The organism is Streptomyces sp. NPDC097619, assembly GCF_040302735.1.
Classification (GTDB): domain Bacteria; phylum Actinomycetota; class Actinomycetes; order Streptomycetales; family Streptomycetaceae; genus Streptomyces.
This window is the reverse complement of record NZ_JBEOSD010000007.1, coordinates 14,675-36,898: the sequence shown is the minus strand read 5'-3', so window position 1 is coordinate 36,898 and position 22,224 is coordinate 14,675. Positions and strand designations below refer to the sequence as shown.

Sequence of the window (22,224 nt, the reverse complement as noted above, 5' to 3'; positions counted from 1 at the left end):
CGGGCGCGGCTCACCGGTCGCCTCAAACGCCGGCGGGGCTGGGATGGGGGCCCGTCCGAGCTCGGGTGCACCTCACCGATGCGCTCAAACGCCGCGCGGGCTTGATGGGCGCCCCCGCCGGCGTTTGAGGCGCGCCGGGTGCGGAGCAGGCGGGGTCGTGGGTGGAGCGGCGCCGTCAGGTGGTGGTGGCTTCGGCGAGGGCGGCGAGGAAGGTGACGACCGAGGCGGGGCCGTCGAGGACGAGGTCGGCCCGGGCGGCCAGTTCGGGGACTTCGGTGGAGCCGCTGCACACGAGCAGTCCCGGCAGCCCGTCCGCCCTGAGCTTCTCCACGGCGGCGAAGGCGGCCAGGTCGCCGAGGTCGTCCCCGGCGTAGAGCACGGCTCCGGCCCCGGTCTCCGTCAGGTATTCCGCGAGGGCGACGCCCTTGTCCATGCCGGGGGGTCGCAGTTCCAGGACGGCGCGGCCCGGTTCGACGATGAGTCCGTGGCGCCGGGCGAGCTGTGCGAGGGGTTCGCGGAGGGCTTCGAAGGCGGCGGTGGGGTCGGCGGCGCGTCGGGTGTGGACGGCGACGGCCTGCCCCTTCTCCTCGGTCCAGGTGCCCTGCCAGGCGCCGAGGGAGTCGAGGAGGCCCGGCAGCTCGGCGCGGGCGCCGGCGACCCCGGGGTGCGGGGCGGGGGCGCTGACGGTGCCGGTGCGGGCGTCCCAGCGTTCGGCGCCGTAGTGGCCGAGGACGGTGAGGTGTTCGAGGCCCGGGACCCCGGCGAAGCCGCCGTAGCGGACGGCGACCCCGGCCGGTCGGCCGGTGATCACGGCCACGGAGCGGACCTGGGGGGCGAGGGCGGCGAGGGCGGGTACGGCGCCGGGGTGGGCGCGGGCGCGTTCGGGGTCGGGGACGATCTCGGCGAGGGTCCCGTCGAAGTCGAGGGCGATCACGGCGCGGCGTGGTGCGCGCAGGAGGGCGGCGAGGCCCTCGCGGCCGGGTTCGGTGGCGGGCGTCGGCAGGCTGTCCGGTTGGCTCCCCATGGCTCCGACCCTACTGGGCCTCAGCGCCGGGCGCGCCGCTCCGTACGGATCCGCTGGAGGCGGTGGACGGTGCCGGGGGCGTGGCGGAGGGCCCGCGGGTCGTCGATGAGGGCGTTGAGGAGCTGGTAGTAGCGGACGGGGGACATCCGGAGGTCCTCGCGTATGGCGCGTTCCTTGGCTCCGGGTCCGGGCCAGGCTCGTGCCTCGTAGGCGAGCACCTCCGCCTCCCGTTCGGTGAGACCCCGGGCGGGGGCCGGGTCGGGACCCGAGGCGGGAGCCGCCGCCTCAGGGGCCCCTGCGGTTCCGTCCGCCGTCGGGGTTCCGTCCGTCGCCCCCGAGGTTCCGTCCGCCTCCGGGGTCCCCGCTGTCGCTCCGGGGGCCGGGGCCGTGGTGTCCTGCGTGTCCGCGGTCGGTCCGGAGCCCGTGTCCTGCCCTTCGGGCGCCTGGTCCGTCATCTCCCCAACATAACCGGGGCCGCCGACGGCGGCCCCGGCACGGGACGGGAGGGGCGTGGGACGGGCACGGGACGGGCGGCCCGGTCAGCCGCCGGAGGTGCGGGCGACCTCGGCCACGGAGCCGAGGACCTTCTCGGGGCGGCCGTCGGGGGCCACGGCCTTGCCGATGTTCTGCTTGATGTTCTCGCTGACCGCCGCCCAGGACTTCTTGCCGACGGGGTAGAGGCGGGCGGTGGGCAGGGTGCCGAGGAAGGTGCGGAGGTCGTCGGCGCTGCCGCCGCGGGCGGCGAGGGCGGCCCGGTAGCCGCTGGTGGTGACGGGCAGCAGGTCGTAGGTGCTGGTGAACTTGGTGACGTTCTTCTGCTCGTACATGAAGTCGAGGAACTTGCCGGCCTCCTTGCGGTGGCCGCCGCTCTTGAAGGCCATGACCCAGTCGGCGACGCCCATGGCGGGCTGCTCGCGGCCGTCGTAGGTGGGCATGGGGACCATGCCGTATTTCACGCCCTTGGCCTCGGCCTGCTTCATGAGGGTGGGGTGGCCGTTGAGCATGCCGACCTCGCCGCGGGTGAAGGCGTCGAAGGCGTCCTGCCGGTTGAGCTGCCAGGGCGGGACGGAGCCGGTGAGGCCGGGGGCGACCAGGTGCTCCTTGAGCCACTGGAGGGTCTTGGTGTTCTCGACGGAGTCGATGGCGTACGTCTCGTCGCTGTCGGTGTAGCCGCCACCGCCGGAGAGCAGCCACATCATGGTCTCGGCCTGGGCCTCTTCGCGGCCGAAGGGCAGGGCGAAGGGGACGGCGGCGGTGCCCTTGAGCTTCTTGGCGGCGGCTTCGAGCTCGTCCCAGGTCGTGGGGGCTTCCTTGACGCCGGCCTTCTCGAAGAGGGTCTTGTTGTAGAAGAGCAGGCGGGTGCTGGAGACGAAGGGCATCCCGTACTGGACGCGCTGCACCTTTCCGGCGTCGGCGAGGGGGCCGAGGAAGTCGGCTTCGGTGGTGACCGACAGGAGCTGGTCGGTGGAGTACAGCTTGTCGGCGGCCGCGTAGTCGGCGTAGGCGCCGATCTGGGCTATGTCGGGGGCGTCGCCCGCCTTGTCGAGGGCGGCGACCTTGGCGTCGACCTCTTCCCAGGAGTAGACCGACACGTCGACCTTGATGCCGGGATTGGCGGCGGTGAAGGCGGCGGCGAGGTCCTTCCAGTACCCCTGGGAGGAGTTCGCGGCACTGTCCCCGTAATCGGCCGCCACGAGCCGCAGGGTCACGTCGTTGTTCCCGGTGACGCTTCCGCAGCCGGTGAGGGTGACGGTCGCCGCGAGGGCCACCGCCCCCGCGACGAGGTTTCGGCATCCGTTCCGGTAGCGGCGCTTCACAGGTTTACCCACCCTTGTCGTCCCACTCGTTTCCCGTATGTTGCCCGTAAGGTCTACACCACTTTGAGCTTCCGCTTACAGCCGGATCCCGTTTCCGGACGAGGACCGAGGTCCCGAATTTGTATGGCGAGTCAACAATCCCTCTCAGTGGACTAGACCTTTCCCCGTCCGACACGCGAGACTGTCCCCCGTGAAACCCGTGAAACACGTCATCGCCCTCGATGTGGGCGGCACCGGGATGAAGGCCGCCCTGGTCGGGGCGGACGGCACGCTGCTGCACGAGGCGCGCCGCGCCACCGGCCGCGCGCGCGGACCCGAGGCCGTCGTCGAGTCGATCCTGGCCTTCGCCGCGGACCTGCGGGACCTGGGCCGCGAACGCTTCGGGACCACCGCCTCCGCGGCGGGGGTGGCCGTCCCGGGCATCGTCGACGCCGAGCGCGGCCTCGCCGTGTACTCGGCGAACCTGGGCTGGCGGGACGTACCGCTGCGCGCGATGCTCAGTGACCGGCTCGACGGGATCCCCGTCGCGCTCGGCCACGACGTCCGCACCGGCGGACTCGCCGAGGGGCGCATCGGAGCGGGGAGCGGGGCGGACCGCTTCCTGTTCGTGCCCCTGGGCACCGGCATCGCGGGAGCCATCGGCATCGCCGGACGCATCGAGGAAGGCGCGCACGGCTACGCCGGGGAGATCGGACACATCGTGGTCCGGCCCGGCGGCCCCGAGTGCGGCTGCGGCCAGCGCGGCTGCCTGGAGACCCTGGCATCCGCCGCGGCCGTCACCCGCGCCTGGGCGGAGGCGAGCGGCGACCCGGAGGCGGACGCCGCGGACTGCGCCAAGGCCGTGGAATCCGGCGACGAGCGCGCCCTCGCGGTGTGGCACGGTGCGGTCGGCGCCCTCGCCGACGGGCTGGTCACGGCCCTCACCCTGCTGGACCCGGACACGCTGATCATCGGTGGCGGACTCGCGGAGGCCGGGGAAACCTTGTTCACACCACTACGGACGGCCGTACGGGAACGGGTGACGTTCCAGCGGCTGCCGAAGATCGTGCCGGCGGCCCTCGGGGACACCGCCGGCTGCCTGGGCGCGGGCCTGCTCGCCTGGGACCTACTCGCCACGGAGGTATCCGCCTGATGTCCGGAAGCGCACACTCCACCGTCCTCTCCGGCGCCCGGGTGGTGCTGCCCACGGGGACCGTGGCCAACGGCCGGGTGATCGTCGACGGCAGCCGGATCGCGGGCTCGGCCCGCGAGGACGCCACGGTCGTGGACCTCACCGGCCACTGGGTCGTGCCCGGCTTCGTCGACATCCACAACCACGGCGGCGGCGGCGCCTCCTTCACCTCCGGCACCGCGGAGGACGTCCTGACCGGCGTCCGCACCCACCGCGAGCACGGCACGACCACCCTCATCGCCTCCACCGTCACCGAGGAGCTCGACGAGCTGGCCCGCCGCGCCGGACTGCTGGCCGAACTGGCCCAGCAGGGCGACATCGCCGGCATCCACTTCGAGGGCCCCTTCATCTCCCCCTGCCGCAAGGGCGCCCACACCGAGGGCCTGCTCCGCGACCCCGACCCGGCCACCGTCCGCAAGCTGATCGACGCCGCGCACGGCCACGCCCGCATGGTCACCCTCGCCACCGAGCTGCCCGGCGGACTGGACTCCGTACGGCTCCTCGCCGAGCACGGGGTCATCGCGGCCATCGGCCACACCGACGCCACGTACGAGCAGACCCGCGAGGCCATCGACGCGGGCGCCACCGTCGCCACGCACCTGTACAACGCGATGCCCGCGCTCGGACACCGCGCCCCCGGCCCGATCGCCGCCCTGCTGGAGGACGAGCGGGTCACCGTCGAGCTGATCAACGACGGCACCCACCTGCACCCGGCCATGCTGGAACTGGCCTTCCACCACGCGGGCCCGCACCGGGTCGCCCTGATCACCGACGCCATGGACGCGGCCGGCTTCGGGGACGGCATCTACAGCCTCGGCCCGCTCGCCGTCGAGGTGAAGGACAGCGTGGCCCGACTGGTCGAGGGCGGCTCCATCGCGGGCTCCACCCTCACCCTGGACACCGCCTTCAAGCGCGCCGTCACCGTGGACGGACTGCCCGTCGAGTCCGTGGTCCAGGCGATCTCCGCCAACCCCGCCAAGCTGATCGGCCGCTACGACGAGGTGGGCTCCCTGGAGCCCGGCAAGTACGCCGACCTGGTCGTCCTCGACGCCGACTTCGAGCTGAAGGGCGTCATGCGCCGCGGCGAGTGGATCGTCCGCCCGACCTCCGTCTGAGGCCCGCCCCACCGAACGCCCGTCCGTACCCGTCCGGCCCCGCCGCACGGGTACGGACGGCCCCGGACCGGCCCGGGCACTGGGCCGGCCCGCTTCCCTTTGGCATGATCCCGGCAGCGCTGCGCACCGTGCCAGCGATCGGGGACCGGGGGTGCGCCCATGATCCTGACCGTCACGCTCAACACCGCCCTGGACGTGACCTACCACGTGCCGCGACTCGTGCCCCACGGCTCGCACCGGGTCGCCGAGGTCGGCGAACGGCCCGGCGGCAAGGGCGTCAACGTGGCCCGCGTCCTGGCCGCGCTCGGCCACGAGGTCACCGTCACCGGCTTCGCGGGCGGCCCGCCCGGCGCCGCCCTGCGCCGCGCCCTGGCCGCCTCCCCCGGGGTCACCGACGCGCTGGTGGACTGCGCCGGGCCCACCCGGCGGACCCTGGCCGTGGTGGACGCCTCCACCGGGGACACCACCCAGTTCAACGAGGCCGGACCGGTGGTCTCCACCGCCGAGTGGACCGCCTTCCTCGACCGCTACGACGAGCTGCTCCGCTCCGCCCGCGCGGTGGCCCTCTGCGGCAGCCTCCCGCCGGGGATCCCGGTCGGGGCGTACGCGGCCCTGGTCCGCTCCGCCCGCGGGGCGGGGGTGCCGGTCCTGCTGGACACGAGCGGGGAGCCGCTGCGCCGCGGGGTCGCGGCCCGGCCCGACATCGTCAAGCCGAACGCCGCCGAGCTGGCCCAGCTCACCGGCTCCCGCGATCCGCTGCCCGCGACGCTGGCGGCCCGCCGCCGCGGCGCCCACACGGTGGTCACCTCGCTGGGGCCCGGCGGACTGCTCGCCGCGACCCCGCACGGGGTGTGGCAGGCCGCCCCGCCCGCCGCCCTCTCCGGGAACCCGACCGGCGCCGGGGACTCCGCGGTGGCGGCCCTCCTCGCCGGTCAGGTGGGCGGCACGGACTGGCCCACCCGCCTCACCGAGGCGGTGGCCCTCTCCGCCGCGACCGTACGGGCCCCCGCGGCAGGCGAATTCGACCGCCCCACCTACGAAAACCTCCGCCACACCATCAAAGTGACCCCGCCTCAGCCGGGGCCGGTCGGCTGAACGCCACGGGCCCCCGTCCCGGCCGGGGCCGGGGCGGGGGCCCGTGGTGGGGGTCGGGGCGGGTCAGCCCTTGACGTGGCCCTTGGCGAGGCGGAGTTGGTCGATGACCGCGTCGCACTTGTTCGAGGACTCGCAGGACAGCTTCAGGGAGTTGGTGCCCTTGGCCAGCTCGATCCAGGAGTAGCTGTTGGTCCAGCCCTTCTCCCAGTCGCCGTCGCCGGCGCCGGCCCAGTTCTTGAGGTTGATGGCCCGGGACTGGACCTTGCCGTTGATGGTGAGGGTGGCGTCGGCGTCCTTGCCGGGGACGGCGTAGTTCACGAAAAGGGTGTAATCCCCGTCACTGGGGAGGTCCACCGTCCAGGTCACGGAGGCACCGACCTGGTTGAAGCCGCCGACGTACTGGCCGCCCGCGCCCTTGGCCCCGGGCACCGTGTTCTGCACGGAGGCGCCGCCGGTGAGGGCGAGGCCGGGGCCGGAGGCCGCGTCGGCCTTCGGAAGCTTCTCGGCGTCCTTGCTCGGCTTCGTGCCCGGGGTCTTTTCGCCGGGGGTCTCCGGGGCCTCGCTGACCTGGTCGGAGGGGCCCGTGGCGGTGCCGTCGCCCTGGTCCTTGTCCTTGTCGGAGAGCAGGGCCACCCCGATGCCGATGACCACGGCGCCGACCACGGCCACCGCGCCGATCAGCAGCCCCTTGCGGCTGGAGCCGCGCTGCGGCGGGGCGGGCTGGGCGTAGCTCTGCTGAGGCGGGACCCCGTACCCCCCGGCCTGGAGGGTTTCGGGGGCCGGGTACTGGGGCTGCGGGTAGCCGGGCTGGGGCTGCTGCTGGCCGTACGGCGGCTGCAGCGGCACCTGGCCGGGGGCCGCTCCGCGCTGGCCTCCGTAGGTGCGCTCGCCGACGGTGCGCACCTGGTTGTACGAGGTGCGCGGGACCCCTGGCTGGCCGCCCGCCTGGCCCGGGTAGCCGTATCCGCCGGCCTGCGCGGGCGGGGTGGCGCCGTTGGCCTGTCCGTCCGCGTAGAGGTAACCGAACGGATCATCGTCTGCCGGCGTGTTCGCGCCGTTGTTCGGGCCGTTGTCCGCGGGCGTCGTCATCGCAGGTCACTCCTTTCGACCCACGGGAGCCTACCCCGAACAGGTGCACGCCAGGATTCGGCGGGAGTTCAGCCGGCCCTGCGGTGGGCCTTGGAGCGGGACCGCTTCTCGATGTACATGCGCTGGTCGGCGGAGCGCAGCACCTCTTCGGCGGACATCCCGCAACTGGCCCAGCCGATACCGAAACTCGCGCCCACGCGGACCGCGCGGCCGTCGACGCGGATGGGCGGGATGATGGCGTTGCGGAGCCGCACGGCGAGGTCGGCGGCGTCGGCGGCGCCGAGTCCGTCGGCGAGGACGACGAATTCGTCACCACCCAGCCGGGCGACGGTGTCACCGTCGCGGACGCACGTCGTGAGCCTGCGGGCGACCTCGATGAGGACCGCGTCACCCGTGTGGTGGCCGAAGCGGTCGTTGATCGACTTGAAGCCGTCGAGGTCGCAGAAGAGGACGGCGAGGCCCTTGGTGCCGTCGTCGACGTCGGCGTCGGGGGCGACGGTGTGCACGTGGTGCTCGTAGGGGCCGGAGCCTTCGGCGCCGCCGGGGCCGGGGTACTCGTAGGGGGCGGGGTAGGCGTCGGGCTGGTAGCCGTGCTCGCCGGGGCCGCCGTCCTGCCCGGGGATGCCGGGGCCGCCGGAGCCGCGCTCGAAGGCGGCGTCGAGCTCTTCGACGGCGGTGGCGCGGACGGCCTGGGGGAGGCGGCACAGCCGGGCGGAGAGCCGGGCGCGCAGTTCGGCGCTGTTGGGGAGGCCGGTGAGGGAGTCGTGGCTGGCGCGGTGGGCGAGCTGGAGCTCGTGCCGTTTGCGGTCCTCGATGTCCTCGACGTGGGTGAGGAGGAAGCGGGGGCCGTCGGCGGCGTCGGCGACGACGGAGTTGCGCAGGGAGACCCAGACGTAGGAGCCGTCGCGGCGGCCGAGCCGCAGTTCGGCGCGGCCCCCTTCGGCGGAGGTCCGCAGGAGGGTGCCGATGTCCTCGGGGTGGACGAGGTCGGAGAAGGAGTACCGGCGCAGGACGGAGGCGGGGCGGCCGAGGAGCCGGCAGAGGGCGTCGTTGGTGCGCAGGAGGCGGCCGTGCTGGTCCCCGCCCATCTCGGCGATGGCCATGCCGCTGGGGGCGTATTCGAAGGCCTGCCGGAAGGACTCCTCGCTGGCGCGGAGGGCCTGCTGTTCGCGTTCGAGTCGGACGAGGGCCCGCTGCATGTTGGCGCGAAGACGTGCGTTGCTGATCGCGATGGCCGCCTGGAACGCGTACATCTGGAGGGCTTCGCGGCCCCAGGCGCCGGGCTTGCGGCCGTTGCGGGGTTTGTCGACGGAGATGACGCCGAGGAGCTCGCCGCCGGCGGCGTACATGGGGGCGTAGAGCCGGTCCTCGGGGTGCCACTCGTCCTCGAAGCGGGGGGCGGGGCCGTCGGTGTGCCACTGGGGGACGTCGTCCTCCAGGAGGACCCAGCCCTCGGAGTGGGGGATGAAGCGGAGGCCGTCCCAGGATTCGCCCATCGCGAGGCGTCGTTCCCAGGAGGCGCGGGAGCCGACCCGGCCGGTGATCAGGGCTTCCGCCGCGGGGTTGCCCGCGAAGGCGGCGACGACGAGGTCACCGTCGGGGCGTACGAGGTTGACGCAGGCGAGCTCGTAGCCGAGACCCACGACGATGCCGTCCACGACGGTCTGCAGGGTGTCCGCCAGGCTGCGGGCCGTGTTGAGTTCGGCCACCACTTGGTGCAGCTGCCGCAGGGTCGCAAGACGGACGTACGGCTCCGACTCGGTCTCCATCGCTCGCTCTCCCCGAGACCTCGACAGCAACTCCAGTTTTGTCATCGGCGTTTCGTTGCGGTGTCCGCTCCACTGAATCACAGTGAGCTGTTCCGCCGGTACACAGGGTCAACAAATCTTGCTGTCTGTGACTCAAGTCACATGAGATGAATAACAGAGTCCGGTATCGGTGGGAGCGCTCCCCCGCGTTCTCGTGCGCAAACGTTACGCCTGCGGAGCACGGCACAGGGCCGAGCGGGTGCCCGGCACCCCGTGCGCGGGGCCGTTCGGGGCGCCGTTCGGGGCGCCGTCCGGGGCCGCCGGAGGCTCGGGATCGGGCCTCGCGACGGGACCTCGGGACGAGGCCTTCGGGCGGGTCCGCCGGGACCGGCATGGGTCGTGAGCCCTAGGCCACGGCTCGGCCCGGGGCCCGATGCGGCGGGCGGGAGGGTGAGACTAGCGTTCCCGACGTGCTGAAGACGAGACCCCTGACCCCTCATGCTGAAGGGGTGACCGAAGAGGAGTTCCGCGCCGCCATGTCCCGGCTGGCCGCGGGCGTGGTCCTGATCACCGCTCAGGAACCGGACGACGAGGACGAGATCGCGGGCATGACCGCCACGGCCTTCCTCTCCGTCTCCCTGGATCCGCCGCTGGTGCTCGTGAGCGTCCGCGAGGGCTCCCGGATGGACGACCTGCTCGCCGAGCAGCCGCACTGGGCGGTGTCGGTGCTCGCGGAGGGCCAGCGGCAGATCGCGAGCCGGTTCGCCATGAAGGGCCGGCTCAGCGACCGCCTGCTCTTCGCGGACCTCCCGCACACCCGCGGCCCGGTCTCCGGCGCCCCGCTGGTGGACGGGGCCCTCGCCACGCTGGAGTGCCGGACGGAGTCCCGGATCCCGGCGGGCGACCACACCCTCGTGCTGGGCCGCGTGCTGACCGCCACGGCCCCCGCGACCCCGCCCGCGAACGGCTCCGCCCACCCCCTGGCCTACTTCCGCGGCGCCTACCGCCACCTGGCCCCCTGAGGGCACCCGAGGCAGGGACGCGCCCTACGGGAGGGGGGAGCGACGCACGGGAGGGCGCGGTCACCGGTCCCGCGCGGTCACCAGTCCTTGCCGGTGCGGCCGCGCTTGGTCTGGGCGCGGGCCTTCTTCTCGCGGAGCCGGCGTTCGTTGATGCCGCGCGGGATGCGGGTGGGCCGCCGGGCCTTCGGCGGGGCGGCCGTCGCCTCGGCGAGCACGGCGGCCATCCGGACGGCCGCCATCTCGCGGTTGCGCCACTGCGAGCGGTGCTCGGAGGCGCGGACGGTCAGGACCCCGCCGGTGAGCCGGCTCGCGAGCCGCTCCAGGGCGCGTTCCTTCCACACCTCCGGGAGCGCCTTGGTGGCGGCGAGGTCGAAGCCGAGCTCGACGCGGGTGTCGGAGGTGTTCACGTGCTGGCCGCCGGGCCCGGAGGACCGGGAGAAACGCCAGACCAGCTCGGCCTCCGGCAGGACGACCGCACCGCGGATGACGTAAGGACCAGGCATGGACCCCATGATCCCGCCCCGGGGCGCCCGCCGTCACCCTCATTTCGGCACCCGTGTTTCCGCCGCCGTTCACACGGAGCGGCCGGGCCAGGAACCCGGACGCCCACTCCCTGCGTTAGAAAGGTCAGCGGTACCGTGACCGGCGTCGGCCACGGAGCCGGACACAAGTCGAGGAAGACGAGGAAAGGGACATCATGGCCGTAAGCCTGTCCAAGGGTGGCAACGTCTCGCTCACCAAGGAGGCCCCGGGCCTCAGCGCCGTCACGGTCGGCCTCGGCTGGGACGTGCGCAGCACCACCGGTGTCGACTTCGACCTGGACGCCTCGGCCATCGCCGTGAACGCCCTGGGCAAGGTCGTCTCCGACAGCCACTTCGTCTTCTTCAACAACAAGTCCACCCCGGACCAGACCATCGTGCACACCGGTGACAACCGCACCGGCGAGGGCGCGGGCGACGACGAGGCCATCAACGTCAACCTCGCCGGTCTCCCGGCCGACGTGGACAAGATCGTCTTCCCGGTCTCCATCTACGACGCCGACACCCGCAGCCAGAACTTCGGCCAGGTCCGCAACGCCTACATCCGCGTGGTGAACCAGGCCGGCGGCACCGAGATCGCCCGCTACGACCTCTCCGAGGACGCCGCCACCGAGACCGCCATGGTCTTCGGCGAGCTGTACCGCAACGGCGCCGAGTGGAAGTTCCGCGCCGTCGGCCAGGGCTACGCCTCCGGCCTCACGGGCATCGCGCAGGACTTCGGCGTCAACGTCTGATCCGCCGCACGCCCCGAGGGACCCCCGGCCGCTCCGGCGACCGGGGGTCCCCGTGCGTTCCGGCCGTCCGGCGGGGTCGCTCGGGGTAACGTCCGGCAGTGTGATGCTGGAGAGACTCGACGTCGTGGACGGGGCACTGCCGGGCGAGGTGCTGTCCGAGGTCAGCGCCCTGTACGCCTCGAACCGGGAGTTCTTCGAGCTCAGCGGCGACTTCCCGGACCCGGCGCGGATCACCGTCGAGGACGTGGCGCGCGCCCTGGCCGAGGAGCTGGCCCCGCCCGGGGCGGAGGTGCTGCTGGCCCGCTCCGAGGGGCGGCTGGTCGCTCTCGCGGCCACCCTGGCGCACCATCCCTCCGGGGAGGACCCGGACCCGTGGATCGGGCTGCTGCTGGTGGACGCGGGGGCGCATCGGCGGGGGTACGGCCGGCGGGTGGCGGAGCTGGTGGAGGACGAGTTCCGGCGGGCCGGCCGGACGGCGGTACGGCTGGCCGTCCTGGACGCCAACGCGAGGGGCCTCGCCTTCTGGACCGCACTCGGGTACCGGCGGCTGCGCGAGGGCCGGGACCGGGAGCGGGGCCGCCCCTGCACCGTGCTGCGCAAGGAACTGGGGGCCGCGGGGGCCTGAGGGCGTGCCGGACCGGCCGTCAGGACCGGTCGGGCTTGGACTCGCCGTGGAGCCAGGTCTCCCAGACCTCCGTCAGGTCCACCCCGGTCCGGTCCTCCGCGAAGGCCGTGAACTCGGCGGTGCTCGCGTTGCCGTGCCGGTGCGCGGTGGCCCAGTCCCGCAGCAGCGCGAAGAACGCCCGGTCCCCGACCTCCTCGCGGACCCGGTGCAGGACCATCGCGCCCCGCCCGTACACCGGGTCGGAGGAGATGTCCTCGGGGCCGGGGGGCTCGGCGGGCGGGAAGGCCCACCAGTCGCCGTCGGCCTCCTCGTCCACCTCGGTGTCGCCCTCGTAGAAGGCGTCGAAACGCTCGGCGGCGGTGGGCCCGCCGTGGTCCTCGAACCACAGCCATTCCGCGTAGGTGGCGAAGCCCTCGTTCAGCCACATGTCCCGCCAGCTCTTCGGCGAGACGGAGTTCCCGAACCACTGGTGGGCGGTCTCGTGGACGAGCAGCCGCAGGTCGGGGGCGCTGGAGTAGACGGGCCGGGTCTGGGTCTCCAGGGCGTAGCCCAGGGAGTCGGCCGCCGCGACGATCGCGCCGGCGGAGGCGAAGGGGTAGGCGCCGAAGCGGCGGCTGCCCCAGTCCACGACGGTCGGCAGCTTCTTCAGGACGGCCGCGCTGTCCTCGACCTCGTCGGGGGCGACGGCCGTGTACAGCGGGACCCCGCCGGGGGTGCGGCCCTCGGAGACCTCGTACGCGCCGACGGCGAGGGTGGCCAGGTAGCTCGCCATGGGTTCGGGGTTGTGCCAGCGGAAGGTGGTGCGGCCCCCGGCGTGCTCGTCGCGGCCGCTCAGGGTGCCGTTGGAGACGACCTCGTAGCCCTCGGGGACCGTGACCGCGACGTCGTAGGCGGCCTTGTCGGAGGGGTGGTGGTTGCCGGGGAACCAGGCCATGGAACCCACGGGCTCGCCGACGGCCAGCGCCCCGTCCTCGGTGGGGATCCAGCCCTCCTCGGAGCCGTCCGGGTCGGTGACGGTGCGCGGGGTCCCCGCGTAGCGGACCACGGTGCGGAAGGTGCGGCCCTTCTTCAGGTCCCGTGCGGGGCGGACGACCAGTTCCTGTCCGGCGCGGTTGAAGCGGGCCGGCTCGCCGTCCACCGTGACCGACTCCACCTTCATGCCGGTGAGGTCCAGGTGGAAGGAGCTGAGGGCGTGGGTGGCGGAGGCGGTGATGACCGCGGTGCCGGCGAGGTGCTCCTCGTCGGGGTCGTAGGTCAGGGTGAGCCCGTAGTGGGACACGTCGTAGCCGCCGTTGCCCGCCTTGGGGAAGTACGGATCCCGCACGCCGCCCGCGCCGGGCCGGCCCTGCACCGTGCTGCCCGTGCACGCGGTGAGCGAGGTCAGCGCGAGGAGCAGGGCGCCGGCGGCGGCTGCGGGGGCGATTCGGGCGCGTGTGCGGTGTTCCACGGAGAAGATCCTAAGTGGCCTCCCTGTGGACGCCCTCCGGCCGCGGCGGGTCCTGTCAGGTCCCGTCCGTCGGGTCCCGCCGGGTCCCGTCGGGTCCCACCGGAAGCCGTCGCCCGCCCCGCCCCGGGCGCGCGGGACCCGCCGCGCGCCCGGGGCGGGGGCGCACGGCGGGTGGCGTGGGGAGGGCTACTTCAGGAGGGAGTCCGCGCCCGCCTTGGCGAACTTCTCGTCCAGGTCGCCGCTCGGGGCGCCGGCGACGCCGATGCCCGCGACCGGGGCGCCCGCGTTCTGCACCGGGACGCCGCCGCCGAGGAAGAGGGTGCCCGGGATGTCCTTCAGGTTCGGGGTCTGGGCCAGGCGGCCCGCGAGCACCGAGGTGGGGGCGTTCCAGGAGACGGCGGTGAACGCCTTGCGCTCGGCCGACTCGTAGGACTGCGGGCCCGCGCCGTCCCCGCGCAGGGTGACGATGGTGTTGCCGTTGCGGTCCACGACGGCCACGGTCACCCGCTGGTTCTCGGCCTGCGCGGCCTTCAGCGCGGCGCGGGCGGCGCGGGTGGCGGCGTCCACGGTCAGGTGGGTCGTGGTGGTGAAGTTCTTCGCTTCGGCCTTCGCGTCGGTCTTCGCCACGGCGGCGGCCGGCGCGGACGCGGGGGCGGCGGTGGCGCTGACCGCGCCGAAGGTGCCCGCCCCGAGGGCGGCGGCCAGGGCGACACCGGTCAGGACGCGGGTGCGGTTCTTCATCTCTGGGGACTCCTCTGGGGGTGCCGGGCCGCTCGCTGCGGGGCCCGGTGGGGCCGTCGTTTCCGTCCCTTCGATCCTGGCCCCGGAACCGGCGCCGGCCCGTCCCCGCTTCGGCTCGGCCCGGCCGGCGACCCGGCTGACCCCCGGGTCCACCGATCGGTTGATGCGGGCCCCCGGCGCGGCTGCTCAGCTGGTCGGAGCCCCCGCTCCGGCGGGGCCCCGGTCCGGACGACGACACATCCCCGGACCTGCGCCGGAGCGGGGGTACGGGCCCCGTCGGGCGCGCCGGGCCGGCCCCCGCGCCGGCCCGGCCGGGCCCCACACCACGCACCCCGGCTCCCCCTCCCGCCCCGACCGGCGGCGGAGCCGTACCGGGGCGCGGCGGGGGATCATGGCAGAGCGAGGACGGAGAGGAACCCATGGCACAGCCCCCGGCGGACCCGGCCCCCGACCCGGCCCCGGAGTCCGGCGCACCCGGGCCTCACGAGGGACACCGCGAGCACGGCGGACACGACGGACACCGCGAGCGCGGCGAGCACGGCGGACACGACGGACACCGCGAGCGCGGCGAGCACGGCGGACACGACGGGCACCGCGAGCGCGGCGGGCACGACGGACACGGACGCCCCGGCCGCCCGGCTCCCGGCCGCGCCGCTCCCCGACGCCCGGAAGCCGGCCGTCCCGGTGACGGGCCGGGCAGCGCCGACCACCGCCGGCTCGCCGCCGTGGTCCACACCGCCTTCTTCCTGCTCCTCGGCGCCTCCCTGGCCCGCTTCCTGCTGCGGCACCCCGGCGAACCCCGCACCCCCTGGATCCTCGCCCTGAGCCTCGCCCTGGCCCTGCTGTACGTCCTGGGACCGGCCGTCGGCGCCGGCGGTACCGAGCCCGGCCCCGCCGGTGCCTCCGCCGCCCCGCGGGCCCGCCCCCGGCCCCGACCCCGCCGCCTGGTCTGGCTCGGGCTCGTGGTCGCCACCTGGATGGTCATCGTCCTGCTCGCGCCGAGCTTCGCCTGGTGCGCCGTCCCGCTGTTCTACACGGCCCTGCGCACCCTGCCCGCCCGCGCCGCGATCGTCCTCGTGGCCCTGCTCACGGCCTTCGTGGTCGGCGCGCAACTGCGGCTGGCCACCGCCTTCGACCCGAACCTGATCCTCGCCCCGCCGGCCGTCGCCGCCCTCGCCACCGCCGTGTTCGTGCACATGGAACGCCAGGCACAGGCCCAGCGCGCCCTCATCGACGACCTGATCCGCACCCGCCGCGAACTCGCCGCCACCGAACGCCGCGAGGGCACCCTCGCCGAACGACAGCGGCTCTCCATGGAGATCCACGACACCCTCGCCCAGGGCCTGTCCAGCCAGCAGATGCTGCTCCAGGCCGCCGACCGCACCTGGGAGTCCGACCCGGCCGCCGCCCGCTCGCACGTCCGCACCGCCACCGGCATCGCCGCCCGCGGCCTCGCCGAGGCCCGCCGCCTCGTCCACGACCTGGCCCCGCCGCAGCTCGACGGCGGCGCCGGACTCGCCGACGCGCTACGCGCCCTGGACGCGGGTCCCGAGGTCACCGTCCGCTTCCACCTGGAAGGCGTGCCCGTACCGCTGCCCGGCCGGACCGAATCCGCCCTCCTGCGCATCGCCCAGGGCGCGCTCGCCAACGTCCGCGAGCACGCGGGGGCCCGTACGGCGGCCCTCACGCTCAGCTTCCTCGGCGACCAGGTCCTCCTGGACATCGCCGACGACGGCCGCGGTTTCGCCGTGCCGGCCGGTGGCGCGGGCCCCGACGGGAGCGGCCGCGGGCACGGCCTGCCCGCGATGCGGGCCCGGGTGCGGCAGCTCGGCGGAACCCTGACCGTGGAGTCCACCCCCGGCGAGGGCACCTTCCTCTCGGTGTCCGTCCCCCTGCCCGGCCCCGGCGGCCCGGACCCCGCCGAACCCACCCGACGCGGCGCACCCACCCGCCCCACGGAACCCATGGAACCCACGGCCCCCACCTCACCCACCGCATCCGGCGGGCCGGCCGGGCCCGACGGACCCCCGGTGGCCCCCGGCCGCCCCGACCACCGCGCCGACGCCCGCGCCGACGCCCGCCCCGAGGAGCCCCGTTGACCACCATCCTGCTGTGCGACGACCACGCCGTGGTCCGGGCCGGGCTGCTCGCCCTGCTCGGCAGCGAACCGGACATCGAGGTGCTCGGCGAGGCCGGCAGCGGCGAGGAAGCGGTGGCCCTCGCCGCCCGGCTGCGGCCCGATGTCGTCCTCATGGACCTCCAGCTCGGACCCGGCATAGACGGGGTCGAGGCCACCCGCCGGATCACGGCGGCCCCGGACGCCCCCCACGTCCTGGTGCTCACCACCTACGACACCGACGCCGACATCACCCGGGCCATCGGCGCCGGCGCCACCGGCTACCTGCTGAAGGCCGAACGCCCCGAGGAGCTGTTCGCCGCGATCCACTCCGCCGCCCAGGGCCGCACCGCCCTCTCCGCCCCCATCGCCAACCGGGTCATGGCCCACATGCGGGGCTCCTCCCGGCCCTCCCTCACCGACCGCGAGCTGGACATCCTCGGCCAGCTGGCCCGCGGCCTGGGCAACCGCGAGATCGCCCGCGCCCTGTTCATCAGCGAGGCCACGGTCAAGACCCACCTGGGCCGCATCTACGACAAGCTCGGCGTGGACACCCGGTCCGGCGCCGTGGCCGTGGCGAAGGAACAACGCCTGCTGCCGTAGCCCACGCGTCGCGCGGTGGCCGTGGCCGTGGCCGTGGCCGTGGCCAAGGAACAACACCTGTTGCCCTGAGCCCACGCGTCGCCCGACCCCGGGCGCGGCCCCGGGCCCCGGCCGCACCCGTGCCCCACGGCGGGCCCGACCTCGGGCAGCGCCCGCGCCCCCGCGAGAGCCCGGCTCCCGGCCGCGGCGGGGGTGCCGCCGGGTGACCGTGACACCATGAGGGACGTGCTCGACATCGGCTACTCCCTCTCCCGGCGCTTCCCGGACCCCCCGCAGACCGACTACCGGACCGCGGACGTCCACACCCTGCGCCACGACCTCTTCTGCGGTGACGTGTACCTCGCGGACACCAAGGAGGACCGGGAGGTGTCCACCGCCTGGGGCTGGGTGCCCGTCCTCGACTTCGCCTGGGCCCTCTGCGACATCGTGGAACGGCTCGACGAGGACCCGCGCGGCAGCCGCTCCGCGGAGCGCCGGTTCGCCGAACTGGACTTCACCGAGTCCTCCGACTGCATGCTCTTCGAACGGCGCTTCGGCTGGGTGGACGTCGAGGCCGACTGGATGCCCGCCGAGGAGCCCCCGCTCACCTTCGGCCACGCCGTGCTGCGCCGCGAGGCCCGGGACTTCCTCCACGACCTGATCGCCGACCTCGCCGACATGCACGAGGGCCTCGCCGACAACCCGGCGATCTGGACCCTCCAGGCCCGCTACCCCCGGGTCCCCTGACCGCCCCTTCCCTGGACCTCACCCGCGCGATGGCTCTGACCTGCGGAAACAAAAAAGTTCTCGTAGGGATGTCACATCCGCGGGCCCTCGATCCGTCTCCTCCACGAACGCGACACACGCGACCACGAGGAGATCGGGACCATGAACCAGCTCACCGTCATCGGCGGCGGCTTCGCCGGGCTCGTCGCTGCCATCAGCGCCGCCGAAGCAGGTTCCCGCGTCACCGTCCACGAGTCCCACCAGACCCTTGGCGGCCGGGCGCGGACCGCGGACGGCCCGTACCGGACCAACGAGGGACCGCACGCCTTCTACAACCAGGGCCCGCACTGGGGCTGGCTGGAGCAGCGCGACCTGATCGGGCCGCTCGCCCCGGTGCCGTTCACCGAGAGCACCAAGCTGCGCGTGCACAGCGGCGGCAAGCTCCGGATGACCCCGCCGATGGCCGTGGTGAAGCTGGCGCGGAAGCCGCTGGCCGAGGCCCCCGTGGACACCGACTTCTTCACCTGGGCCTCCTCCATCGTCGGCGAGGAGGGCGCCCGCGCCGTCTCCAACGTGGTCGCCGTGAGCTTCTTCCACCACGACGTGGGCGCCCTGTCGGCCGCCTTCGTCCAGGAACGGCTGCGCCGGCTGGCCCGGCTCTCCCCCGAGGCCCGCTTCCCGCGCGGCGGCTGGCAGTCCGTGATCGACCGGATGGCCGCCCGCGCCCGCGAGCTGGGCGTCACCATCGAGACCGGGGCCCGCGTCACCGAGGTGCCCGCCGACCGCGGCCCGGTGATCGTCGCCACCTCCCTGGCCGCCGCCTCGCAGCTGCTCGACGACTCCTCCCTGACCTGGGAGAGCGGCCGGGCCGTCCTGGTGGACGTGGCCGTACGACACCGCCGCGGCGACCTGTACGCCATCGCGGACGCCGACGCCCCCGCCTGGATCGAACGGTTCACCGCCCAGGACAAGACCCTGGCCCCGGCCGGCGAGGAACTGATCCAGGCGCAGATCCCGATCGGCCCGGACGAGGCCAAGTCGGTGGGCGTGGAACGCGCCGAGCGACTCTTCGACCTCGGCTACAAGGGCTGGCGGGAGCGGACCACCTGGCGCGGCAAGGACGCCCTGTGCGTGGGCCGCACCGGGGCCGTGGACCGGCCGGGCACCACCTGGCGGGACCGGCCCGCGATCGACCGCGGCCACGGGGTGTACCTGGCGGGCGACCAGGTGGCCGCCCCGGGCGTGCTCAGCGAGGTCTCGTTCAGCAGCGCCCTGGAGGCGGTCTCCCTGGCCCTGGCCGCCGGCGGGCGGGGCGGCACGGTCGCCCACACCCCCGGCCGCGAGCCCCGGCACCACACCAGCCCCAAGCCCCAGCCGGTGGCGCAGCGGCTCACCGCGCCCCGGACCCAGACCCAGCCCAAGACCCAGGAGCAGCAGAGCCCGGCCCAGAGCCCGGCCCAGGGGCAGGCGGGCTGAGACTCCGCACGTCCGGCGGGCGGCGGGCTCCGGAACCCCCGGGGCGCGCCGCCCGCCCCCATGGCCGATCATGTGGGGCATGTCGATCGCCGCGAACCTCGTCGTGTGGGCCGTGGCCTGCCTGCACGTGTACATCCTCGTCCTGGAGATGTTCCTGTGGACGGGCCCCCGGGGCCGGACCGCCTTCGGGACCACGGTGGAGTTCGCCACCGCCACCAAGGCCCTCGCCGCCAACCAGGGCCTGTACAACGGCTTCCTCGCCGCGGGCCTGGTCTGGGGCGCGCTGGCCGCGGACCCGGTGGGCTTCCAGGCCAAGGTGTTCTTCCTGGTGTGCGTGGCCGTGGCCGGGGTGTACGGGGCGGCCACCGCGAGCCGCCGGATCCTCTTCGTGCAGACCGTGCCGGCCCTGGTCGGCCTCGCCCTGGTGCTCGCCGCGCACTGACCGGTGGCGGCCGTGCGGAGGTACGGGTGCACGGGTCCAGGAGCGGCGGATCCGGGGATGCGGCGGGAGCTTGACCTCAAGGCCGCTTGAGGTTGTTGGCTCGGACGCGTACCCGGTGCGGTGGTCCCGCACCGCCGACGCGAGGGAGCCCACCATGCACGCCGTCCGCCTGCACGCCTTCGGACCCGCGGAGAACCTCCGCCCCGAGGAACTCCCCGACCCCGTGCCCGGCCCGGGCGAGGTCCGGATCGCGGTGGCCGCGGCCGGGGTTCACCTCCTCGACACCGCGCTCCGCGAGGGCCGCGCCGGCGGGCCCGCGCACGCCCTGCCCGAGCTGCCCACGGTGCCCGGCCGCGAGGTCGCGGGCACCGTGGACGCCCTCGGCGAGGGCACCGACCCGTCCTGGCTCGGCAAGCGGGTGGTCGCCCACCTGGGGATGGTGCCCGGCGGGTACGCCTCGCGGGCCGTCACCTCCGCCGCCCGGCTGCACGAGATCCCCGACGGACTGGACGCGGCCGCCGCCGTCGCGATGATCGGCACCGGCCGCACCACCCTGGGCATCCTCGGCTTCACCACCCTGGGACCGGACTCGGTGGCGATCGTCCCCGCAGCCGCGGGCGGCATCGGCACCCTGCTCGTGCAGTACGCCAAGGGGGCCGGGGCCACCGTGATCGCCCTGGCGGGCGGCCCCGCGAAGACGGCGCGCGCCGTCGCCAACGGAGCCGACCTGGCCGTCGACTACGACCTCCCCGACTGGCCCGCCCGGGTTCGGGAGTTCCTGGGGCCGCGCCGGGCCACGGTGGTCTTCGACTCGGTCGGCGGCGCCACCGCGCGCGCCGCCGTGGACCTCCTCGGCGAGGGCGGCCTGCACCTGGTCTTCGGCTGGTCCGGCGGCGAACCCCTGCACCTGACCGAAGCCGAGCAGCAGCGGCGCGGGATCAGCTCGCAGAGCGTCCTCGGACCCGCCATGCTGGCCCGCGCCGGCGGTCCGGACCCGCTGCGCACCCTGGAGACCCGCGCCCTCGCCGAAGCCGCCGCCGGCCGCCTGGTCCCCGCCGTCCAGCGCTACCCGCTCGCCCGGGCCGCCCGCGCCCACCACGACCTGGAAAACCGCGCCACCACCGGCAAGGTCGTCCTGGAACCCTGACCACCGGACGGGGTCAGCGGCGTCAGCGGGGTCAGCGGGGTGCGGCGAGGTCAGCGGGGTGCGGCGAAGGAGGTGAGGGCCTCGCCGGTGAGGCGGTAGCCGAGCCATTCGGGGTGGGGCACGGCACCCAGGGAGTCGTAGAAGCGGATCGAGGGCTCGTTCCAGTCGAGGACGGACCACTGGAGCCGGCCGTAGCCGCGGTCCACGCAGATCCGGGCCAACTCGACCAGCAGCGCCCGGCCGTGGCCGCCGCCGCGGAACTCAGGCCGCACGTAGAGGTCTTCCAGGTAGACGCCGTGCACGCCCTGCCAGGTGGAGAAGTTCAGGAACCAGAGCGCGAAGCCGGCGGTGCGGCCGTCGGGAGCCTCGGCGATGTGCGCGAAGGCCGCCGGGTGCTCCCCGAACAGCGCCTCGTGCAGCTGCTGTTCGGTGGCACGGGCCTCGTCCAGGGCCTTTTCGTACTCCGCGAGCTCGCGGATCATGGCGTGGATCTCGGGTACGTCGGCGGGGGTGGCGGTACGGATCATGGGGGCAGGGTAGGGCGCGGGGCGACCGGACGGCACGTCACATGGTTCCGTCACATGGCACATTGCGCTGTGATACGGCACGTTGCGCTGTGACGTGCCACCTTGCCCGGCCGCCCCCGCGCCCTCATCCCTTGAGGTCGTCGAGCAGCATCCGGGCGATCACGCGGTGCCGGGGGTCGAGGGCGTCCTCTTCGTCCTCCAGGTCCCACAGGGCGTTCTGCACGATGCGGCCCAGGGTCCAGGCCCGGGCCCGGTCCCGGTCCCGGTCCGCGCCGAGGGCCTCGGTCAGCAGGTCGAAGCGGTAGCGGACCCGGGTCGGGTCCCAGCGGTCGTGGAGCGCGGGGAGGAGTTCGAAGCCGGGGTCGCCGGACAACGGCTTCGGGTCGATGACCAGCCAGGGTTCCCGTTCCGCGGCCAGCACGTTGCCGTAGTGGAGGTCCCAGTGGAGCAGCCGGTCCCCCGGCTCGTCCGCGACCTCCGCGAGGGCGGCCGCCGCGTCCGCCAGGAGCCGCCGGTCGGTCGGGTCCGCCGGCCCGCCCAGCGCCTTCGGGACCTCGGCCAACATCCCGGCCACCAGCTCGCCGAGCCCGCGCATCCCGGTCGGGGCGGGGGTCGCGGAGAGTCGGGCCAACAGGCCCGCCAGCACCGTCAGGGCGGTCGCCTCGTCCTCGACCGCCGCGAGCGGGCGACCCGCGTCGAGCCGTTCCAGCAGCAGGGTCCCGTCCGCCGGGTCCGCGTCGAGGAGTCGTACGGCCCCCGAGCCCGCCCACGCCCGCAGCGCCGCCGGTTCGCCCTCGGTCTCCTCGTCGAGCAGCTGAAGCTTCAGCACGGCCCCGCTGCCGTCGGCCCGGCGCACGGGCAGCACCAGCGAGCAGGTCCCGTACATCTCCGGCCCGTCGGGGGTGAGGTCCCACCGGTCCAGGTACCCTGCGGCCCGGCCGGGGAGCGCGTCGACGAAGGCCCGCCCGGCCTCCCCGTTGAAGAGCAGTTGGCTCTCGGCCAGTTCCCGCGGCACCACGATCTCGCCCATGGCCCGACCCT

General features: G+C 74.5%; 22 protein-coding genes. 12 read left to right on the top strand and 10 right to left on the bottom strand.

Features of this window, described 5'->3' with window-relative positions:
- Window positions 1-175 precede the first annotated feature (175 nt).
- From otsB to ABTZ17_RS03420, 3 genes are all read right to left on the bottom strand, one after another.
- The gene (gene otsB / locus ABTZ17_RS03430; protein ID WP_352193798.1) at window positions 176-1,024 is read right to left on the bottom strand and encodes a trehalose-phosphatase; all 849 of its coding nucleotides are present in this window, start codon (window positions 1,022-1,024) and stop codon (window positions 176-178) included.
- A gap of 20 nt (window positions 1,025-1,044) precedes the next feature.
- Window positions 1,045-1,479: a DUF3263 domain-containing protein gene (locus ABTZ17_RS03425; protein WP_352193797.1), complete on the bottom strand. Its 435-nt coding sequence runs from the start codon at window positions 1,477-1,479 to the stop codon at window positions 1,045-1,047.
- An 84-nt stretch (window positions 1,480-1,563) separates the two neighbouring features.
- Window positions 1,564-2,841 carry an extracellular solute-binding protein gene (locus ABTZ17_RS03420; protein WP_352193796.1) on the bottom strand — a complete coding sequence of 426 codons (1,278 nt, stop codon included), beginning with the start codon at window positions 2,839-2,841 and terminating at the stop codon, window positions 1,564-1,566.
- A gap of 199 nt (window positions 2,842-3,040) precedes the next feature.
- Here ABTZ17_RS03420 and ABTZ17_RS03415 point away from each other — a divergent pair, with 199 nt between their 5' ends.
- From ABTZ17_RS03415 to ABTZ17_RS03405, 3 genes are all read left to right on the top strand, one after another.
- A complete protein-coding gene (locus tag ABTZ17_RS03415) occupies window positions 3,041-3,973 on the top strand; it encodes an ROK family protein (RefSeq protein ID WP_352193853.1) in 933 nt (310 codons plus the stop codon).
- The gene (gene nagA / locus ABTZ17_RS03410; protein WP_352193795.1) at window positions 3,973-5,127 is read left to right on the top strand and encodes an N-acetylglucosamine-6-phosphate deacetylase; all 1,155 of its coding nucleotides are present in this window, start codon (window positions 3,973-3,975) and stop codon (window positions 5,125-5,127) included. The genes ABTZ17_RS03415 and nagA overlap by 1 nt, the downstream gene beginning before the upstream one ends.
- A gap of 159 nt (window positions 5,128-5,286) precedes the next feature.
- Entirely contained in the window at window positions 5,287-6,222 is a 936-nt protein-coding gene (locus tag ABTZ17_RS03405; RefSeq protein WP_352193794.1) for a 1-phosphofructokinase family hexose kinase, read from the top strand.
- Window positions 6,223-6,285: 63 nt separating this feature from the next.
- Here the strand turns inward: ABTZ17_RS03405 and ABTZ17_RS03400 are convergent, their stop codons facing one another.
- Together ABTZ17_RS03400 and cdgB are read right to left on the bottom strand one after the other, a co-directional pair.
- Window positions 6,286-7,311: a CBM35 domain-containing protein gene (locus ABTZ17_RS03400; protein WP_352193793.1), complete on the bottom strand. Its 1,026-nt coding sequence runs from the start codon at window positions 7,309-7,311 to the stop codon at window positions 6,286-6,288.
- Between the two features lie 68 nt (window positions 7,312-7,379).
- Window positions 7,380-9,080 carry a diguanylate cyclase CdgB gene (cdgB, locus tag ABTZ17_RS03395; RefSeq protein WP_352193792.1) on the bottom strand — a complete coding sequence of 567 codons (1,701 nt, stop codon included), beginning with the start codon at window positions 9,078-9,080 and terminating at the stop codon, window positions 7,380-7,382.
- 449 nt (window positions 9,081-9,529) lie between these two features.
- Between cdgB and ABTZ17_RS03390 the strand changes: the two genes are divergently transcribed.
- On the top strand, window positions 9,530-10,081 hold the full coding sequence (locus tag ABTZ17_RS03390; protein WP_352193791.1) for a flavin reductase family protein: 552 nt from the start codon (window positions 9,530-9,532) through the stop codon (window positions 10,079-10,081).
- A 77-nt stretch (window positions 10,082-10,158) separates the two neighbouring features.
- On the opposite strand, the gene arfB is transcribed toward ABTZ17_RS03390, so the two are convergent.
- Window positions 10,159-10,593 (bottom strand): alternative ribosome rescue aminoacyl-tRNA hydrolase ArfB, encoded by a 435-nt coding sequence (gene arfB / locus ABTZ17_RS03385; RefSeq protein WP_352193790.1) that lies wholly within the window; start codon window positions 10,591-10,593, stop codon window positions 10,159-10,161.
- A 185-nt stretch (window positions 10,594-10,778) separates the two neighbouring features.
- Here arfB and ABTZ17_RS03380 point away from each other — a divergent pair, with 185 nt between their 5' ends.
- Window positions 10,779-11,354: a TerD family protein gene (locus ABTZ17_RS03380; RefSeq protein ID WP_352193789.1), complete on the top strand. Its 576-nt coding sequence runs from the start codon at window positions 10,779-10,781 to the stop codon at window positions 11,352-11,354.
- A 103-nt stretch (window positions 11,355-11,457) separates the two neighbouring features.
- A complete protein-coding gene (locus ABTZ17_RS03375) occupies window positions 11,458-11,979 on the top strand; it encodes a GNAT family N-acetyltransferase (protein ID WP_352193788.1) in 522 nt (173 codons plus the stop codon).
- 19 nt (window positions 11,980-11,998) lie between these two features.
- Here ABTZ17_RS03375 and ABTZ17_RS03370 read toward each other — a convergent pair whose 3' ends face one another.
- Window positions 11,999-13,426, bottom strand: a complete 1,428-nt coding sequence (locus ABTZ17_RS03370) for a M1 family metallopeptidase (protein ID WP_502994583.1) — start codon at window positions 13,424-13,426, stop codon at window positions 11,999-12,001.
- A 186-nt stretch (window positions 13,427-13,612) separates the two neighbouring features.
- Complete coding sequence (locus ABTZ17_RS03365; RefSeq protein ID WP_352193787.1) at window positions 13,613-14,167, bottom strand: GlcG/HbpS family heme-binding protein; 555 nt, start codon at window positions 14,165-14,167, stop codon at window positions 13,613-13,615.
- Window positions 14,168-14,586: 419 nt separating this feature from the next.
- Between ABTZ17_RS03365 and ABTZ17_RS03360 the strand changes: the two genes are divergently transcribed.
- The 6 genes from ABTZ17_RS03360 (at window position 14,587) to ABTZ17_RS03335 (ending at window position 20,656) form a co-directional block, all read left to right on the top strand.
- Window positions 14,587-16,266, top strand: coding sequence for a sensor histidine kinase (locus tag ABTZ17_RS03360; protein WP_352193786.1), 1,680 nt, complete (start codon window positions 14,587-14,589; stop codon window positions 16,264-16,266).
- Window positions 16,263-16,886: a response regulator gene (locus ABTZ17_RS03355; protein ID WP_352193785.1), complete on the top strand. Its 624-nt coding sequence runs from the start codon at window positions 16,263-16,265 to the stop codon at window positions 16,884-16,886. The genes ABTZ17_RS03360 and ABTZ17_RS03355 overlap by 4 nt, the downstream gene beginning before the upstream one ends.
- 225 nt (window positions 16,887-17,111) lie before the next feature.
- Window positions 17,112-17,612 (top strand): hypothetical protein, encoded by a 501-nt coding sequence (locus tag ABTZ17_RS03350; RefSeq protein ID WP_352193851.1) that lies wholly within the window; start codon window positions 17,112-17,114, stop codon window positions 17,610-17,612.
- A gap of 141 nt (window positions 17,613-17,753) precedes the next feature.
- Window positions 17,754-19,067: an FAD-dependent oxidoreductase gene (locus ABTZ17_RS03345; protein WP_352193784.1), complete on the top strand. Its 1,314-nt coding sequence runs from the start codon at window positions 17,754-17,756 to the stop codon at window positions 19,065-19,067.
- Between the two features lie 79 nt (window positions 19,068-19,146).
- Window positions 19,147-19,509 carry a DUF1304 domain-containing protein gene (locus tag ABTZ17_RS03340; protein ID WP_352193783.1) on the top strand — a complete coding sequence of 121 codons (363 nt, stop codon included), beginning with the start codon at window positions 19,147-19,149 and terminating at the stop codon, window positions 19,507-19,509.
- Window positions 19,510-19,663: 154 nt separating this feature from the next.
- A complete protein-coding gene (locus ABTZ17_RS03335) occupies window positions 19,664-20,656 on the top strand; it encodes a zinc-binding dehydrogenase (RefSeq protein WP_352193782.1) in 993 nt (330 codons plus the stop codon).
- Window positions 20,657-20,706: 50 nt separating this feature from the next.
- Here the strand turns inward: ABTZ17_RS03335 and ABTZ17_RS03330 are convergent, their stop codons facing one another.
- Entirely contained in the window at window positions 20,707-21,183 is a 477-nt protein-coding gene (locus tag ABTZ17_RS03330) for a GNAT family N-acetyltransferase (protein ID WP_352193781.1), read from the bottom strand.
- Between the two features lie 124 nt (window positions 21,184-21,307).
- On the bottom strand, window positions 21,308-22,213 hold the full coding sequence (locus ABTZ17_RS03325) for an aminoglycoside phosphotransferase family protein (RefSeq protein WP_352193780.1): 906 nt from the start codon (window positions 22,211-22,213) through the stop codon (window positions 21,308-21,310).
- Between the last annotated feature and the right edge of the window lie 11 nt (window positions 22,214-22,224).

Excerpts from the sequence above, each read along its gene's own strand:
- otsB (WP_352193798.1), bottom strand. The coding sequence starts at position 1,024 with ATGGGGAGCCAACCGGACAGCCTGCCGACGCCCGCCACCGAACCCGGC.
- ABTZ17_RS03425 (WP_352193797.1), bottom strand. The coding sequence starts at position 1,479 with ATGACGGACCAGGCGCCCGAAGGGCAGGACACGGGCTCCGGACCGACC.
- nagA (WP_352193795.1), top strand. The coding sequence starts at position 3,973 with ATGTCCGGAAGCGCACACTCCACCGTCCTCTCCGGCGCCCGGGTGGTG.
- ABTZ17_RS03405 (WP_352193794.1), top strand. The coding sequence starts at position 5,287 with ATGATCCTGACCGTCACGCTCAACACCGCCCTGGACGTGACCTACCAC.
- ABTZ17_RS03400 (WP_352193793.1), bottom strand. The coding sequence starts at position 7,311 with ATGACGACGCCCGCGGACAACGGCCCGAACAACGGCGCGAACACGCCG.
- cdgB (WP_352193792.1), bottom strand. The coding sequence starts at position 9,080 with ATGGAGACCGAGTCGGAGCCGTACGTCCGTCTTGCGACCCTGCGGCAG.
- arfB (WP_352193790.1), bottom strand. The coding sequence starts at position 10,593 with ATGGGGTCCATGCCTGGTCCTTACGTCATCCGCGGTGCGGTCGTCCTG.
- ABTZ17_RS03380 (WP_352193789.1), top strand. The coding sequence starts at position 10,779 with ATGGCCGTAAGCCTGTCCAAGGGTGGCAACGTCTCGCTCACCAAGGAG.
- ABTZ17_RS03375 (WP_352193788.1), top strand. The coding sequence starts at position 11,458 with ATGCTGGAGAGACTCGACGTCGTGGACGGGGCACTGCCGGGCGAGGTG.
- ABTZ17_RS03365 (WP_352193787.1), bottom strand. The coding sequence starts at position 14,167 with ATGAAGAACCGCACCCGCGTCCTGACCGGTGTCGCCCTGGCCGCCGCC.
- ABTZ17_RS03360 (WP_352193786.1), top strand. The coding sequence starts at position 14,587 with ATGGCACAGCCCCCGGCGGACCCGGCCCCCGACCCGGCCCCGGAGTCC.
- ABTZ17_RS03345 (WP_352193784.1), top strand. The coding sequence starts at position 17,754 with ATGAACCAGCTCACCGTCATCGGCGGCGGCTTCGCCGGGCTCGTCGCT.
- ABTZ17_RS03340 (WP_352193783.1), top strand. The coding sequence starts at position 19,147 with ATGTCGATCGCCGCGAACCTCGTCGTGTGGGCCGTGGCCTGCCTGCAC.
- ABTZ17_RS03335 (WP_352193782.1), top strand. The coding sequence starts at position 19,664 with ATGCACGCCGTCCGCCTGCACGCCTTCGGACCCGCGGAGAACCTCCGC.
- ABTZ17_RS03330 (WP_352193781.1), bottom strand. The coding sequence starts at position 21,183 with ATGATCCGTACCGCCACCCCCGCCGACGTACCCGAGATCCACGCCATG.
- ABTZ17_RS03325 (WP_352193780.1), bottom strand. The coding sequence starts at position 22,213 with ATGGGCGAGATCGTGGTGCCGCGGGAACTGGCCGAGAGCCAACTGCTC.